This is a genomic window from Romboutsia sp. LXY-2 (assembly GCF_056171995.1).
In genome coordinates, this window is record NZ_JBKFGI010000001.1 from 271,099 (window position 1) to 288,836 (window position 17,738).

Sequence of the window (17,738 nt, forward strand, 5' to 3'; positions counted from 1 at the left end):
TTACTTTAAGTAATGTATACATGATAAGTCTTTCCTGAGCATTATTTTAAAATCGTTTATATAAATCTACTAGGATTATTTTATTCTGCTAATGTCCACTTATGGATATCCCACTTGTAGTTGAATTGTGGGTTACCAAGTGCTTCTGGCATACCTTTTATCTTATCACTCTTCATAACAAATATTGGTTGATAATATAAAGGTAAAACAAATAATTCTTCATTTTCATATTTTTGTAATTCGAAGAATGCTTTTCTTGTTTCTTCTGGATCTAGTGTTGAATTAGTTTTTTCTATTAATGCATCTAACTCTGCTTTACCTGGAGTATGAGAGTTTAATGATGCTCCAGTTTGATATCTATCATAGTATTCATGCATTGAAAGTGCAGCAGTTGCTCCATATATTAAGTCATAATCTATTGCAGATGGTCCATTTACAGGATCTGCTGGTAATGACCATAACAATGTAGCTAAATCGCCTTCAACTAAGCTGAATTCCATTTTTATACCAACTTGTGCTAAGTAATTTTGTATTATAGACATTAAATCAACTGTTTGTTGATCATTATAGTAGTATCCAACTTTTAATACAGTGTTAGGATCCCATTTAGCTTCTGCTAATAATGACTTAGCCTTTTCTACATCGTAAGCATAATCATTTAATCCATCAACTTTATCAGCTCCGTTTGGAGTTAAACTATTTGCTGGTATTGCAGCACCTTCAAATATACCATCTAATATAGAGTTCATATCAAGAGCATACATTATTGCTTGACGAACTTTCTTATCAGCTAAAGGTGATGGAGTACCATCTTTTTTATTGAATTTGTTAGCGAAGAATAATCTTGTATATCTAACATCAACTTTTTCAATATCTATTCCTTCATTACCTTCAAGTGCTTTAACATCAGCTATATTCTTAGTGTATGTATAATCTAAAAGTCCAGCTTTTGCATTAGTTACTAAGTTTGGATCACTATCCCCTGGGCTTGGATTTAAGTGCATCTTGTATGATGGTGCTCCATCCCAGTACTTATCAAATCCTGCTAATGTAGTGTAGTTACCCATTTTTACTTCTTCAACTTTGAAAGGTCCAGAACCAACTGGATTTCTAAAGAACTCTGCTTGTTGGAACTTTATTGGATCCACATCTTTTAAATGTTTTTGTGGAAGTGGAGCAAATTGAGTGAATGTAAGTAATGCATCTGGTGCAAACTTAGCAAACTTTATTTCTATATTATTTCCATCTATTACTATTCCTGATATATTATCAGCTTTTCCATCTAAATATTCTGTAGCACCTTCTATAGATTTAAATGTATTTCCAAATACGTTGTTTAAAACTGTAGTTTTTAAACTGTATTCTATACTCCATTTTATATCTTCTGCTTTTATTGGCTCACCATCATGCCAAGTTATTCCATCTCTTAATACAAACTTTAAGTTCATACCATCTTCTGACATTTCGTAAGATTTAGCTAATTGCCCTTCCCCTGGTATTGGATCTAAGTTTTCATCTGCAAATATTAATCTGTCATATAAAACTTTGTTATATACGAAAGATCCTGGATTTAGCCATGGTGTTTCGAAAAATTCTTCTGGTCCACCATTAGCGTAAAGAGTATTTGCTGCTGTTTGTTCCTTTTTAGGAGTATCTTCACCTTCTGGCTTATCAGATGAAGATGAACATCCAACTAAGTTTAGTGCAAGCATTGATGTTACAAGTAAACTTACTAACCTCTTATTCTTCATAAAATCATTCCCCTCTTGTTTTGTTATAAGAAAATTTTAGCTTTCTTATCATATAACTTCTTAAAGCAATTTATTTTATAAGGTATAAAACCTAATAAATCATATTAATTATATGGAAACGCTTTCATAATCCTGCTCAAAAAGTGCATTCAAAGTATTCATTTTTTTCTGGTAATAGCTTTCAATATTGATAAAATACGTGTACAATATATCAACCATTACTAGTACAGGGAACTGTGGTGATATACAATCACCAGCTTCAAGAGAGTTTATTGTTGGAATTAAGATTATCTCATCGCAAAATCCTGATAGCTGGAAAGAGTTGTTTGATGTTATCATTACAACCTTTGCTCCATTAGCTTTTGCTATTCCTAACCCTTGAAGTATTTCCTTTGTTTTTCCACTTAAACTTATTGCTATAATAACTGTATCGTTATCAGCTAATGATGCTAACATCTTAATTCTATGTGAATCGTGTACAGCTTCAATATTTAATCCTAATCTCATAAATCTTAATTGAACTTCCTCGGCTGCTATTCCAGAGCTTCCCATTCCGAATACACAAACCTTTTTTGATGTCGACAATAGATGAGCTACTTTTTTTATTTGATCTTTATTTGTCATCATATGACAGCTATCTAATAAATCTTGATATGTATTTACAACTAAATTAGAAATCTCTTCTCTGTTGTATCTGCTTATATTTTTTTCATATTCAAATATAAATTCCCTAAAGCCCTTATACCCACATTTTTTTGCAAATCTTGATAAAGATGCTTCTGAAACAAATAATTTTTCTGAAACTAATTTTGATGAAAGTTTTTGTTCTTCCCTATTATTAATAAAGAATTCTGCTATTGTTTTTTCTATATTAGTTAAACTATCATATCTTGACTTTAGATTCTTTAAAACAGTATTATCTGAGTATTGCATACTATTTGCTCCTTTTCAATTTATCGTCAAGGTATTTGTTCTTTTGTTCTTTTTTACTTCATTTATACCTTAATTGTATTTACTTATTTAGTATAGCGCAACAATTATGAAAGTTTAGAAAGAAATTTCAGTTTTTTTTCATTTCTTCCAACACTTTCTTTGATTCCTCTGCATTTTTTATGTTATTGATGAAATTAATTTCATAGCAATAACAATTTTTTCGGATTTTTTCAAATGTATACAATATATTATTCATTAATAATCTATGTTTACATCTCCATATTATATTGATTTTGTTCCTTTTATATATATTCTTTTCTTTAGTTAATATATTTTCTAGTATAGCAATAAAAACTTTATTTGTTTAAAATCTTTTTATTACCTAATGTATATAGTGACACACTTATATCCTTATTGCTATAATATAAATTGTAGGCAAAATTTTATATCGGAGGGAGAGTATGGAGTCTAACAGCACAATTTCTCAAGCAGAAATAAGAAAAACCATACAGATAATGGTCCTTCCTATAGTAATCGAAAGTATTCTTCAAATGACATCAGGCTTTGTTTTGACAGGTATGATGGGAAGACTTGATCCTATCTCAATAAGTGCTTTCAGTTTAAGCAATAGAATAATTAACATCACATGGGCAGTTCTTAGAGGTATAACTATGGGAAGTGCAGTTTTCGTTGCACAAGCATATGGTTCTAAAAACACTCAAAGGATAAAATACATTATAAAACAGACTATCTTAGGTCTAAGTGTTTTTATTTTTATAATTCAACAATTTATTTTCCATAACACAGAATTTGTTTTATCAATCTTTAAACCTAGAACTGAATTAATGACAATAGCATCTCAATGTTTAAAAACCTCATCTTGGTCTTTATATTTTATGAGCATAATGCTAATTTGTACATCATCATTACAATCAATGAATAAAGCTAAGATATCTATGCAAATAGCAATGCTAATGAATATAATAAGCATAATGGTTGGCTATTTGTTTATATTTGGAAATTTTGCTATGCCAGAACTTGGTGTTCAAGGTGCAGCTATAGGAACCTTTAGTGGTTATTTTGTAGCATCTTTCTATGGAGCATATCTTCTATTTAATAGACGTAGAGGATATGTATATTTCGGTGAAAAAATCGAGAAAATTAAGTTTAACTTAAAAGTATTTATACAAGGCTTAAAACCAGACTTTGAACAAATAAAAAGTGTCTATCTTATTGGTCTTCCTATATCATTAGAAAATTCCTTCTGGCAATTATCAACAATAATATTAACTAGGGCAATTTTAAATTATGGTGAAGTAACACTTGCAGCTTATCAATTAGGTTTACAAGCTGAATCTATATCATTTATGCCAGCAAATGCATTTGCTATAGCTGCTACTGCTTTTGTTGGTCAATGTGTAGGTGCTAAAAATGAAGAACTAGGCAACGCATATATGAAAGAATTATTTAAATCTACTATAATGATTACTATATTTTGCTCTATTCCACTGTTATTTTTCCCAGGAAAGCTTATGTTACTTCTAACTAACGATCCTCAGCTTATAGATATAGCAGTTAAGTATTTGTTTGTAATGGGAGTTATTCAGATTGCTGGTAATTTAGGTGGAGTAATTAATGGTGCTCTAAGAGGTTCTGGTTCTACTAAACTTCCTATGATGATATCTGCTATTGGTATTTGGGGGATTAGAGTTCCTATGACTGTATTAATAGTATACTTAACTAACTTAGAAATACATTGGGTTTGGGTAGCTATGGGATTTGATGTGTGTGTAAGGTGGATAATAGGGTATTTGATGTACAAAAAGAAAGATATTTACTATACTGGGAGTAAATATATAGAAGCTATAGAATAGTAAAGCGCTGGTCATTCTAACCAGCGCTTATTTTTTATTATTAGATTTTTATATATTCAATTAATTATTATATATTTAACTCATTATTAATTTTTTAACTATAATTTTCATTTTTATTAATATATATCAGAAAACTCTATTTCAAATTTCTTTACAAAAGAATTATATTCAGCATTTAAACTTTTATTGATTTTCTCATCTACTCTTTCATCAATTAACTTGTTTGGTATTTTTACAATAAATTCTGTTCCTTCTCCTAGAGTACTTATAACATCAATAGTTCCACCATGCATTTCAACTAAAGATTTCGTTAGGGACAACCCAATTCCACTTCCTTCACTGATTTTTGTCATCCTATCATTAACTTGAATAAATCTATCAAAGACATTATTTAGCTTATCTTCAGGTATACCTATACCCGTATCTTTAATACAGATCTCTATATATTCATCTTTATTATTAATATTTAAGTATATCTTTCCATTTTCTTTATTAAATTTTATAGCATTAGATAATAGGTTTAAAATAATTCTTTCCATCTTATCCATATCAAAAGCTATTATCTTTTCTTCCATCTCTGTATCAAAAATAATATCAATATTTTTAGAAGTGGAATATTCTTCTATTGAATTAAAGACCTGCTCTACGAAATAAACAATATCTCCATTTTCATAAACCAAATCTAGATATTCAGAGTCTATTTTAGTAGAATCGATCAAGTTGTTAACTAACTTTAATAACCTTAGTGAATTTTGCCTAATTATTTTAATATACTTATCATCATTTCTCTCATTATTAATATTTTGTTTAGATTTTAATTCTAACAGCTGTAAAGAGCTAAATATTAAGTTTAAAGGTGTTTTTAATTCATGAGTAATATTTGAGAAAAACTCCATTCTAAGTCTTTCTAGCTCCATCTCTGATTCTTTTTTATCAGTAATATCACTTATTATTGTTATTTTCTCTGTATCATCAGCCTTATTATCTATATGATAATCTTTATACCTTACCCACTTACCCTCATCGTTTCTTGTGTTTACTTTTATTTCTATATCATAAGTTTTATCAAAATCATATTCTCCAAGCTTTGATTTGCATTCATTATCAAATAAATCATATAAAATATTTGGATTTTTGAGTAATTCATGATTTTTCACTCCAAACATTCTTTCAAAAGAATCATTTACATATATAATATTCTCACTATTTAATAGTATAATAGTATCATTTATAGCATTTAATATTTCATCAAATTGAATATTTTTCCTATGTAATAAATCATTTTGTATTTTTTCATTTGTTACATATCTACCGTTCTTATCCTTATACCATAATATAGATGGTAGCACTACATCATCGTATTCCTTTGTAATATTATTTCTTGGAACTTCGACAAAAGTCATATAAAATCCATTATCATCAACTTTATTAAATTTTACCTCGAAAAGATGATTAACATTTTCTATATAATTTAAAATACAAGGGTCGTTTTTTTTCATTCCATCATTTATAATTTTTAGCCAATCCAATCTGCTATTAAATAATATTTGACTCATGTTTTTACCAGTAATATCATCTTCTTCAAGCCCTAGTTTTTTTGCAAAAGCTTCATTTGTATCAATTATTATTGCATCAAAAATTTCCCCATTTTCATTATAAATGAATTCCCCATAAAAATAAGCAAATCTGCTATTTTTAATAATATCTTTGTATATGTCATTAACCTTCATTCCATCCCCCAAAGTATTTTGCTACATTATTTTTTATTTTATATTTAGATTATATATATTTCTACATTTTCGCTTATTTCCCTCTATATTTTCTTATAATTAGAAAAAGATTGTATCAAATTAACTTGATACAATCTTTCAAATAAATATCTTAAGTTGTCATAAATATTTAATAATTAAAAGTTGTTTTAATGATTAACTTTTTATTTCTATGATACTTTAGACATACTTCCTATTTGCGTTTTATCTTTTATTAAAATCATACCTAATAATCCACCTACTATAGCTGGTATTACCCAGTTAAAACCTATACTTGCAAATGGTAAACTATTTACGAAACCTATTTTTATACCTAAACTATCTACAACTGTAAGTAAACTTACTGCAAGAGTAGCATATGCTGCACCTACGAATACAGAGTTTCTTGTAAATATTTTATTGAATGTGCTCATAACTACTAATAATATTGAAACAGGGTATATTACTGTAAGTATTGGAGCTGCTATAGAAATTATTTTATCCACTCCTAAGTTAGAAGCTGCTGCACTGAAAACACAAATGAATGTAACTATATGAGTGTATTTTAGTTTTTTATTTGTAACATCTTCAAAGTATTTGGCTGTAACTGATGTTAAACCTATTGCAGTAGTTAAACAAGCAAATGCAACTATTAAACCTAATAACATTATTCCTGTTCTTCCTAATAAATCTCTTACTATATTAACTAATAAAGCTGTTTGAGAAATATTTCCATCGTAAATTGTTGATACTGTTGCTCCTAAGTATGCAAGTCCTCCGTAAACTAGTACGAGACCAACTCCTGCTATTGTAGCTGCTTTAACTGCTAATTTAGCATTTTCTTTTTTGTTAGTGTATCCTTTGCTAACTAATGAAGTCATTATTAATGCTGCTACACCACCTATACCTAAGGCATCCATTGTTTGGTATCCTTGAGTTATTCCATTTACAAATAAGTTATCTGATTTTATTTCAGTACTTATCTCTCCTATTGGTGAGAATATTCCCTTACCTATTAAAAATGCTAAAGCTATTAATAAAACTGGCGTTAAGAATTTACCTATAATATCCATAACCTTTGTTGGTCTTAATGTTAACATAAGCGTTAATCCAAAGAATAATACTGAGAATAATACTGGATTGAACGATCCAAATAATGGCATTATACTCATTTCAAATGTTGTTGCTGCTGTTCTTGGTATTACTAGTATTGGTCCTAAACATAACATCATAATTACTTCAAGACCTATACCAAACTTCTTACCAGCTCTTCCTACTACACCTTGGAATGATCCAGCTCTTGCTACTGCATTTAGTGATAATAGTATTATTCCTACATCGGCAATTACAAATCCTAAGAAACTAACTAACCAGCTACTTCCTGATGTAACTCCTATGTATGGTGGGAATATAAGATTTCCAGCACCAAAGAATATTGAAAACAATGCAAAACCTATAATTAATATATCTTTATTTTTTTTATTCATAACTACACCTCAATTTTTCTTAATTTTTTTTATATTCTTAAAATTTATCAATATATATAAAAAAGCCACATAGTATTTTTCACTATGTGGCAATTGGGCCTAGGATAACAAAAGCCACATAGTGATTATCTATGTGGCTTAAGCATAATAAATAACTTTAACCATCATAGATACAAACTTTCAACGTTTGTATCTATGATGACAATTCTATCTCATAAATACAAACCTATCTATAATAGCTAAAGTAATAATTATTTAATTTTAACTGGATAGTTAGATTCATATTGTTTATCATTTTAAAAACTCCTCGTATATTTATTTTATTAGTTTAATTTTTACTTATATTAATAATTTTTAGAAAATTTATATATTTGAGATTTATTATATCCACAATATAAAAAACTGTCAATACATAAAATAATAATTATTTTATATTTTTATTATAAATATTGCTTCTACTGTGTGTTTTTGTTAACTAATAATTCATTAATTTGCTTAAGAAGTTCATTTTCAATTTCTTCCATTGGCTTTTTAGTAGGTGGACATGGATGCTTATATAAAACTGGATTTTGTATACTTCTAACCCCAACAATTTTCATATTATTTTCAGTTATATACTCATTCAACTCCTCTTTTTTTTCATTTAAAGCCTTTGTTCCCGAACATCCCCAACCAAGTAAAACCCAAGGTATTTTATTAATATTTTCTTTAAAATCTTCAAAATCTAAATGTAGTAAAGTCTCGAACTCACAGTCTCTACTTAATTTTTTATAATAATTGTTAGCTTCGTTTATTCCGCCGTTCCTTAAGGTAAAAATATTATAAATATAAAATCTTCCACTCACATTTATTCCATGAGTTTTCTCAATTATTTTAACTAACTGCTTCATAGTTGGGTCTAAATTACCTTGACCTACTACCTCTTCTCCATCAACTAATTCCTTAAACTTTTTTTCATCTTTAAGGTTTGCACTTCCCGGATTAGATAACACGCACGCTCCTATTATCTTTTCATTTTCTCCAAATTGTAAATATGTAGAGTGCCTAAAAATATGTTTACCTTTTTTAATAAAGCTACTGAATACTTTTACTTTTTCATTATCCCCATTAATCTTTTTCATACTCAAGCCCCCCTTCCAAACACACACAAATCACTATTATATGTATATGATTTGGAGGGGCTGAATATTACTTTCTTAGCTTATAAATTATAAATATACATAATAATATTATAAGAGGAATTATTATATAACCACTATTTTTAGCTTTGTATAATAATCCTATTTTATATTCATCATCTACTGAAATATCTTTTAATTCATCACTATTATTTTTATTATCTTTTAATTTATCATCACTAGATGCTAAGTCTTTATTATTATTTTCTTTTTCCTTTTCTTTTATCTCAATGTGACTATCATCATCAGTATTTTCTACATTTTCAATATTATCTTTTTCTTTATCTAAAATTTCTATTTTCTCATCATTATAATCAGTTTCTTTTACATTTCTATTTTCCATAGATATTTTATTATTTTCTATATGTGGTGCTACATTCTCAATATATGCATTTTGCTCTACATCTTTTGATTCATTTAGCATATCCTCTTCTTTAAATTCATTGTTTATTTCTTCACTCTTTTCTTTTTCTTCAATAACTTCTTTATTTATTTCTGCAGTATCGCCCTTATAAGAAATGGAGTTATAAACATCTACTATTCCATAACCTGTATAAATATCAAATCCTGGCGCATCAATATCTTTTGCTGTTTTCTTTATTATACTTGCAACCTGATCTACAGATAATTCAGGACTTTTAGATAATATAAGCGCGGCCTGTCCACTTACAAATGGAGCTGACATTGATGTTCCTGAATCATATCCATATTCTCCACCTGGAAGGGTGCTTAGTATGTTTGTTCCTGGTGCTGATACATCAATATGTTCTCCATAGCTTGACATATAATTTTTATTATCATATTCATCTACATTTCCAACTGCAATTACCTTATCTACGGCTGCAGGATAAAATATAGTATTATCTCCAGAATTACCCATTGATGCTACTAATACTGCATTATTATCATAAGCATAGTTTAACGCTTCTTGAACTGCAGGATCATTATATCCTTTTATCTGTATACTCATATTTATAATAAGTCTTTTTCCTCCCACTTCTTTATAGTGGTCTACTGCATATCTTATTCCTTTTGCTACACTGTTGGATGAGCCAAGTCCAGTATTTCCTAATACCTTTATAGGCATTATCTTTGCTCCTGATGCTACTCCAGCTATACCTATGCCATTGTTTCTTATAGCAGCTGCTATTCCAGCCACATGTGTTCCGTGTCCATTTAAGTCTTCTGTATCATATGTATCTTCTAATGTATTATATCCTTTTACCATACTATCTTTTAAATCTGGATGATTAGAATCTACTCCAGTATCAAGTATCGCTATTACTATATCACTAGATGCTTTTTGAATTTCTCCCCAAGCACCAAATGTATTGGTATTATTAAAAGACCATTGTTCATTAATAAATAAATCATTAGGTATAGATTTATTCACATTTAAAATATTATTATCTTTTTCATAAGCTAAAATATTTAGTGGATTACTGCTAAGTAATATTGTTAAGCTAATTGCTAACCTTAATATCTTTTTATTATTTTGCATACAAATTCCCCCTATATATGCTAAATTATAACATGATATTAATTAGAATACAGACTTTTTTTCTTAGCTATATAAAGCTTCTCCCTTTATTTAATATCTTCTTCCATAAAACAACTATCATTATGAGAAATATCCTACTCTTCTTATAATAAAAAAAGAGGGCACTAATGCCCTCTACAAATTATTCTTTAACAACCATAGAACCATAAATTTTATTTAGTTTTTTTATAGCATCATCAGCTTTTGGATGATGTAAAACCTCTGGGTCTATTTCTTTTAATATTTTATCTCTCCAGTTCGTAGCTCTTTTCTCATTTTTAAAATGAGCTTTAGTTACACCAAGTTTTTTCATTCCAGTTTCTCCGTCTAGTTCTGTAAGATAGAAAATGTATTCACTAGATTTACTTGTAAAATAAGTCTTATTGTCACTGGCGCTCTTATTTGTATAACCTAAATTCTCCATGATGGCCCTAAATTTAACTATCGAAATGAAAACATCTTTCCAACTTCTTCCGTTTATTTTTATATTATCTCCTACATCGGATTTTATCTCTTTTGTAACTTCCCTAAAATTACCTAAAGCTTTCAACTCATCAACAGAATTTACATCAATCCATCTCATACACAAGCTCCTTTATTAATTTATTCACTATATGTATATTTGCAGGATTAATGTAAAATTACTGATTATTTTATTTTTAAAAGATTAATATTGTATACATTACAAATACCAAAAAAACAGCTTTAAATACTAAAATTTTTGACTAAAATAGATTTACAAAGTTAATTAAGATAATTAACACCATACAAACTTTGAAAGATGTTTTAACAGATTTTTTATCTAATTTACTTGATAAATAACTCCCTAAAAATCCGCCTGATATTCCACCTATTACCATAAATGGAAGTACTTCTAAGTTATAAGGACTTAACCCTTCATTCATAAGTACTGTCAGTATCTTAGAGCCTTGAGAGAAGAATATTATAAATATTGAATGAATTGCTGATGATTTAACATCCATTTTTAATATGTACATTAATACTATTACATTCAGTGGACCTCCACCTATTCCTAAAAATGCTGATACCGTACCTAGTAATACTCCAACTGTTAAACAGCTTAATAGCACTTTTACACTAGAACCATCTAGGTTATTTGATTTATTAGAGTTTTTTGATTTTATCTTCTCTTCCATATTATATAGAACTAATACCATTATCATTAGCAAGCACAAAGTAGCAGATTGAATTCTTTGAGCAAATAAATCATTGTTTAGTGCATTAACAAATATACTAAATAAGTTCTTACCTATAGTGCCTCCTAGAATAGAACCAATTGCTAATGCAATAGTTTTTTGACCTTCAAGTTTAACTCCTTTTACTAAACTTCTCCCCAGTGATACTATAGACATAGCAAAAACCGTAAAAGCAGATAATATACCTATGGTTCCTAGGTCATAGTGTCCAAAGGCATCTAATACAGGTTTTATTATTACTCCTCCACCTAAACCAGAAAGAGCCCCTACTGTTGTTGAAATTATTCCAACCATAAAATAAATTATTGAATTCATACTTTACCTCTTTTTCTTTTATTTCATATAAAAACTATTATAACATAAAAAAATTCTATAATTCTTCATCTTTTAAGACATTTAATTCTCGCCTAAATAATAAACCCCTATACCAAAAGCATAGGGGCTATTCTCTATTTTATTATTTTTTCATTAACTCTTCTATTTCTTCTATTTCTACTGGAATATGTTTAGATAGATTTATACAACCATCTTTAGTTACTAATAAATCATCCTCTAGTCTTATTCCTATACCTTCTTCTTCTATATATAAACCAGGTTCGTTAGTTATAACAACTCCTTCTTCTAACTTCCAGTCTGAAGACCATACATCATGAGTATCAAGACCTAAAGAGTGGCCTACTGAGTGGAAATAGTATTTTCCTATTTCATCTTCATTTTTTATTAATCCTATTTCTATACATCCTTTTGCAAGCTCTTTCTTAGCTACATTGTTTAGTTCTACTAAAGTAAGGCCTGGCTTAGTTGCTTTTTCTACTTCCTTCATAGTATTTCTTACTATTGAATAGATTTGCTTTTGTCTCTCAGTAAATTTACCATTTACAGGTATTGTTCTTGATATATCAGAACAATAGTATTTGTACTCAGAACCTAAGTCAAATAATATTAAATCACCATCTTTAGCTTCTTGGTTATTATCTTCATAATGAAGAACTGTTGCATTTTTACCAGCTGCACAGATTGTATGGAAAGCGTGTCCAGATGCTCCTCTTCTCTTTATCTCAAAATCAAAGTAAGCTTCAACTTCATTTTCCTTCATTCCTGGCTTAATATTTTTAGCCATAGCTATTATACCTTCTTTAGTTATATCTATAGCGTCTTTCATTATTTCTAATTCTTCTTCAGATTTAGTCTTTCTTAATTTAGATATCATACCATGAGCATTTTTTATTTTAATATATGGGTATTTAACTCTTAATATATTTGCCATATCTTGTGCTGGTGTACTTGGTATTTCAACTGATTGTCTTTCTAAATCAAGATATATTTTTTCTATTCCCATTCTGTTTATGTAAGAAGATAATGTAGCATCAAACTCATCTAAATATTTAGTTGATTGTATTTTAGAAGCTTCACTTGCTTCATCCTTACTTAATGCTCTTCCTATCCACTTAGCCATTACTTCATCTTCTCTTTCAACGAAAATTGTTTCCACAACGTCGTTAGATGTCTTAAGTATAGTAAGTATTACTTTTGGTGCAGCTACTCCTGTTAAATAGTAGAAGTTTCTGTGTGGCGTAAACTTGTATAATTGATCTCTACTTCTATATGGTGCATTTCCTGCAAACATTATCAGTAGTGAATTTTCCTTCATTTTTTCTACAAGTCTTTTTCTATTAGCTTCAAACATTATTTAATCCCCCTTTGTGATATTCGTTAAATTCATTTACTATTATCAAACCTAATATTTTAGCATTATTTTACATATATTATATCACATATATCTATTTCATCTAACAAATGCTAAAACTTTTAAGTATGATAATATTCATAACTATTATTTCTTTAATTATATATTTTTAATCAAAAAATATTATTCTAACCCTGTTACTATCATCTTTGCATAGTTGTCTAACCATTCTTTAGATGCTTTTTCATAGGTAGTTTTTCCATCAATAAGTTTAGTAAGATATACTGTTGGTTCATGATCTTTTGTACTTACACAAAATGCAAATTTCTTAATATTTGTAGCCACTCCAAATTCACCTTTGTTGTTCATACATATTACAGATATATCTCCAGCTTTTCCTCTTCTTTCTATTAAGTCATTATTTAGCTTACTTACGGCTTTTTGTACGGCTTCTTGTGGATGTAGTCCTTCTCCCATAAGTCTTACTACCTCATAAGATATACATCCTTTCATTAAGTCTTCACCAAGTCCTGTGGCTGAAGCTCCACCTATTTTACTATCTACATAAAAACCTGAACCAGATATTGGAGAATCTCCAACCCTTCCTCTTTTCTTCATAAATAATCCACTAGTTGATGTAGCTGAAGACATTTTACCACTATTATCTAGGCAGACCATACCTACAGTATCATGACCATCATAAGGAACTAATTCTTTTTCTAGATTTTCTTTTCTTTTATTTTCATAGTATTCTTTTGAGATATCTGTGAGATTATTTCTTCTTTCAAATCCATTTTTATGAGCATATTCTTCTGCTCCAGTTCCTACTAAAAAATTGTTATAGTTTTCATTACTTAGTTTTCTCGCAATAGATATTGGATTTTTAAAATCCTTTATTCCTCCAACTGCACCTATTGATAAACTATCTCCATCCATGAATGCAGCGTCTAGTTCAACTTCGCAGTTTTCATTTGGAAGTCCACCATATCCAACTGATCTATAATGAGGGTTATCTTCTACTATTTTTATAGCACCTTCTATTGCATCTAAACAACTTACACCATTAGAAAGCTTAATACTACCTTCCTCTACTCCCTCTATTGCCATTCTCCATGTTGCAATTATTCCCCACATAACCTTATCCCCTTTATATAGATTTTTTATAATAGTTCTTCTCTTCCTAAATGTAGTTCTGATACTTCTTTATTATTAAATATTGATATCCTAAAGCATAAATTAAATTCTTCAAACTTACATCTATATTTATCTAACTGACTTTGTCCACAAGAATTACTTCCAAGCCCATTTTGCTTATAATCAATATTAAGTACTATATAATCTCTCTTAACTAAGTCTATAGTATGTTTTGCAGATTCTAAGTCTATGTCTTCATAGTAAGAAGCGCTAAAATCAAATTTATCCTTAGCTATAGCCATAATTGACATTCCTCTATCGTTTCTTAAACTTACCCAAGAGCAGTCACTTCTGTTTCCATTTTCTTGAGGTTTTATATAGTTTGTAAATAGTCCATCAACACTATTTTCATATATTCCAAATAAGTTAGCTTCTTTACTATCTGAGTATGACTCATAAGGACCTCTTCCTTTATACTTAACAAACTCTAAGTCTTTATTTACTTTCATCTTAAGGCCTATTTTAGGTAACATTTCTGGTGCATTTTCTATTTTTCCAGATGGTACTCCACTTACATTTATCATTATATCTCCACTGCCAAATACTTTATATTCGTAATTAGATTTATAATGCCATGATGAGTTTGTACTTCCGTTTATTGTTTCAACCTTAAATGTAAGTATATTATCTTCAGTTTTATATTCTATATTTCTTATTACTTCATGCATAAGATGTATAAAGTAATTCTTTTTATAGTCTTCAAGTAAATACATATCATTGTCGATTGGAGCTCTCCAGAAGTTTAACTTAGGTCCTTCTTCAACTATTTTGTAATTGTCTCTAGTTATTTCAATAATATTACCTCTAACTAAATCAAAGATAACCTCAAAATTCTCTCCCTTTGCAATCAACTTATAATTATCCTTAATAACTTCTAAGCTACCTTTAGGCTTTATTAATATCTTATCTGTTTTTATTGGCAACTCGAATTGTGCATTTGCAAGTTCATGACCAGCTTTAGCAAAATTACAATCCTCTGATAATACATAAGATATATTTAGATAATATGTTGTACCATCTACCTTAGGAAAATCCAAATTATAAGGTAAGACTATTTGGCAAGTTCCTCTCCCCTCTAAACTTGGCATACTCACTCTTTTACTTTGGATTATTTTATCATCTTCCATTATTGTATATATTAAATCCAATATATCTAGATTTTTAAAATCATATCTATTAATTACTTCTATAATACCTTTTTCTAAATCTATAGCTTTGGTATTTACAGGTTCTATAACTTTTTTATATTCTATAAGTGCCGGTGAAGGTGTCCTGTCAGGCATTATTAATCCATCTATACAGAAGTTTGTATTACTTGGGTCATCGCCAAAGTCTCCACCATATTTATAATAAACTCTGCCATCATCACTTATGCTATGTATACCATGGTCAAACCACTCCCATATGAATCCACCTTGTAATTTATCATACTTATAAAATAAATCTTGATATTCTTTAAGGTTTCCTGGACCATTTCCCATTGCATGACCATATTCACATAATATGTGAGGCTTATTAATATTTTTTATAATATAGTCCATGTTAAACTTTTTATTATTTTCTATCCAAGTATACATAGTGCTATAAACCTCTGAAACAGGACCATCTTCATTAGATACCCTAAAGTCACCTTCATAATGAATTATTCTTGTAGGATCTAACTCATTGCATTTTTTTGCCATTGCTTTAAAGTTACATCCAAAAGATGATTCATTTCCTAGTGACCACATAATTATACATGGATGATTTTTATCTCTTTGAACCATTCTCTCTAACCTACTTACATAAGCTAATTCCCAATCTTTATTATCACTTATCCATTTATAGTCACCAGTTAATTCAAATCCATGGCATTCTAAATCAGTTTCATCTATTACATACATTCCATATTCATCACAAAGCTCATATAAATAACTAGAGTTTGGATAGTGAGCAGTTCTTATAGCATTAATATTATGCATTTTCATCATTATAATATCATTTAATATTTCTTCCTTCGCTACTACCCTTCCATTTTTAGGGTTATAATCATGTCTATTAACACCCTTAAATTTAATAGCTACACCATTTACAGTAAACGTTTCTCCTTTAAGTTCTATCTTTCTAAATCCGACCCTTTGTGGTATTACTTGGATGACTTCTCCATCTTTCATTAAGCTTATTAATAATGTATATAAGTTTGGCTCTTCAGCAGTCCATTTTAGAGGACTATTGACTTTTATATTTGCTTTATATAACTTAAAAGATTTATCTTGATTTTTTTCATTTTTAATTTTGTTTTCATCTTCATTAGTACCATTTTGTAGCTCTTCTATATCGTAACTTGTAAATTTATCTTCTTCACACGCAATACAATTATTATTTTTGTCAAATAACTCAAACTTAATATTTTCATTGCCAATATTTCTTAATTTTAATTCTATACTTAATGTTGCATCTTTATAATATTCATCTAAGTCTGTAATTACAGTAATATCATCTATTCCACTTATTGGCTCACTATACAGTTCTACATCTCTAAATATTCCACTTAACCACCACATATCTTGGTCTTCTAAATATGTACCATCGCTCCATTGATAAACTCTAACACAAATTTGATTTTTCCCCACTCTAACATAATCACTTATATCAAACTCTCCTTGTATTCTTGCACCTTTGCTATATCCTACTTCCTTCCCATTTATCCAAATATTATATGATGAGTCTACTCCATTAAATCTTAATATAATTCTTTCACTAGTCCATGAATCATCAATAACAAATTCTCTCTTGTATATACCTGTTGGATTTTCTGTTGGTACATATGGTGGGTTTATAGGAAAGTTGTACCATAAGTCTGAATAATGCATCTTACCATAGCCTTGCAACTGCCAGTTACCAGGAACTATAATATTATCCCAGTTTTCAATGTTAAATTCTTCTTTATAAAATCCTTCTGGTGAATACTCTGGAGCGTCTAAAAATAAAAACTTCCAGCTTCCATTTAAGTTTTTATAATTATGTGTGTATTTTTTATCCCCCATTAATGCTAGCTTTTTTGATGGAAAGCTTAAAAAGTTTGCTCTAGCATCTAACCTGTTTATTCCATCAATATTCATATTTTCCCATAATTTCATGATACAATCC

12 protein-coding genes are annotated in these 17,738 nt (G+C 28.9%); 1 reads left to right on the top strand and 11 read right to left on the bottom strand.

Annotated elements, in window-relative coordinates:
• Nucleotides 1–80: 80 nt before the first annotated feature.
• The gene (locus ACI48P_RS01255; RefSeq protein ID WP_475212665.1) at nt 81–1,751 is read right to left on the bottom strand and encodes an ABC transporter substrate-binding protein; all 1,671 of its coding nucleotides are present in this window, start codon (nt 1,749–1,751) and stop codon (nt 81–83) included.
• 108 nt (nt 1,752–1,859) lie between these two features.
• Nucleotides 1,860–2,684: a MurR/RpiR family transcriptional regulator gene (locus ACI48P_RS01260; RefSeq protein WP_475212666.1), complete on the bottom strand. Its 825-nt coding sequence runs from the start codon at nt 2,682–2,684 to the stop codon at nt 1,860–1,862.
• Between the two features lie 461 nt (nt 2,685–3,145).
• Here ACI48P_RS01260 and ACI48P_RS01265 point away from each other — a divergent pair, with 461 nt between their 5' ends.
• A complete protein-coding gene (locus ACI48P_RS01265; RefSeq protein WP_475212667.1) occupies nt 3,146–4,558 on the top strand; it encodes an MATE family efflux transporter in 1,413 nt (470 codons plus the stop codon).
• Nucleotides 4,559–4,674: 116 nt separating this feature from the next.
• Here ACI48P_RS01265 and ACI48P_RS01270 read toward each other — a convergent pair whose 3' ends face one another.
• From ACI48P_RS01270 to ebgA, 9 genes are all read right to left on the bottom strand, one after another.
• Nucleotides 4,675–6,288, bottom strand: coding sequence for a sensor histidine kinase (locus ACI48P_RS01270; protein ID WP_475212668.1), 1,614 nt, complete (start codon nt 6,286–6,288; stop codon nt 4,675–4,677).
• 209 nt (nt 6,289–6,497) lie between these two features.
• A complete protein-coding gene (brnQ, locus tag ACI48P_RS01275) occupies nt 6,498–7,793 on the bottom strand; it encodes a branched-chain amino acid transport system II carrier protein (protein ID WP_475212669.1) in 1,296 nt (431 codons plus the stop codon).
• Between the two features lie 455 nt (nt 7,794–8,248).
• Complete coding sequence (locus ACI48P_RS01280; protein ID WP_475212670.1) at nt 8,249–8,914, bottom strand: hypothetical protein; 666 nt, start codon at nt 8,912–8,914, stop codon at nt 8,249–8,251.
• A gap of 67 nt (nt 8,915–8,981) precedes the next feature.
• Nucleotides 8,982–10,472, bottom strand: a complete 1,491-nt coding sequence (locus ACI48P_RS01285) for a S8 family peptidase (RefSeq protein ID WP_475212671.1) — start codon at nt 10,470–10,472, stop codon at nt 8,982–8,984.
• Nucleotides 10,473–10,653: 181 nt separating this feature from the next.
• Nucleotides 10,654–11,094, bottom strand: a complete 441-nt coding sequence (locus ACI48P_RS01290) for a hypothetical protein (protein WP_475212672.1) — start codon at nt 11,092–11,094, stop codon at nt 10,654–10,656.
• Between the two features lie 142 nt (nt 11,095–11,236).
• Complete coding sequence (locus tag ACI48P_RS01295) at nt 11,237–12,043, bottom strand: sulfite exporter TauE/SafE family protein (protein ID WP_475212673.1); 807 nt, start codon at nt 12,041–12,043, stop codon at nt 11,237–11,239.
• 142 nt (nt 12,044–12,185) lie between these two features.
• Entirely contained in the window at nt 12,186–13,415 is a 1,230-nt protein-coding gene (locus ACI48P_RS01300) for an aminopeptidase P family protein (RefSeq protein WP_475212674.1), read from the bottom strand.
• Between the two features lie 183 nt (nt 13,416–13,598).
• The gene (locus tag ACI48P_RS01305; protein ID WP_475212675.1) at nt 13,599–14,549 is read right to left on the bottom strand and encodes a glycosylasparaginase; all 951 of its coding nucleotides are present in this window, start codon (nt 14,547–14,549) and stop codon (nt 13,599–13,601) included.
• Nucleotides 14,550–14,575: 26 nt separating this feature from the next.
• Nucleotides 14,576–17,728, bottom strand: coding sequence for a beta-galactosidase subunit alpha (ebgA, locus tag ACI48P_RS01310; protein ID WP_475212676.1), 3,153 nt, complete (start codon nt 17,726–17,728; stop codon nt 14,576–14,578).
• Nucleotides 17,729–17,738 lie beyond the last annotated feature (10 nt).

Coding starts and splice junctions, on each gene's coding strand:
- ACI48P_RS01255 (WP_475212665.1), bottom strand. CDS start 1,751: ATGAAGAATAAGAGGTTAGTAAGTTTACTTGTAACATCAATGCTTGCA.
- ACI48P_RS01260 (WP_475212666.1), bottom strand. CDS start 2,684: ATGCAATACTCAGATAATACTGTTTTAAAGAATCTAAAGTCAAGATAT.
- ACI48P_RS01265 (WP_475212667.1), top strand. CDS start 3,146: ATGGAGTCTAACAGCACAATTTCTCAAGCAGAAATAAGAAAAACCATA.
- ACI48P_RS01270 (WP_475212668.1), bottom strand. CDS start 6,288: ATGAAGGTTAATGACATATACAAAGATATTATTAAAAATAGCAGATTT.
- brnQ (WP_475212669.1), bottom strand. CDS start 7,793: ATGAATAAAAAAAATAAAGATATATTAATTATAGGTTTTGCATTGTTT.
- ACI48P_RS01280 (WP_475212670.1), bottom strand. CDS start 8,914: ATGAAAAAGATTAATGGGGATAATGAAAAAGTAAAAGTATTCAGTAGC.
- ACI48P_RS01285 (WP_475212671.1), bottom strand. CDS start 10,472: ATGCAAAATAATAAAAAGATATTAAGGTTAGCAATTAGCTTAACAATA.
- ACI48P_RS01290 (WP_475212672.1), bottom strand. CDS start 11,094: ATGAGATGGATTGATGTAAATTCTGTTGATGAGTTGAAAGCTTTAGGT.
- ACI48P_RS01295 (WP_475212673.1), bottom strand. CDS start 12,043: ATGAATTCAATAATTTATTTTATGGTTGGAATAATTTCAACAACAGTA.
- ACI48P_RS01300 (WP_475212674.1), bottom strand. CDS start 13,415: ATGTTTGAAGCTAATAGAAAAAGACTTGTAGAAAAAATGAAGGAAAAT.
- ACI48P_RS01305 (WP_475212675.1), bottom strand. CDS start 14,549: ATGTGGGGAATAATTGCAACATGGAGAATGGCAATAGAGGGAGTAGAG.
- ebgA (WP_475212676.1), bottom strand. CDS start 17,728: ATGAAATTATGGGAAAATATGAATATTGATGGAATAAACAGGTTAGAT.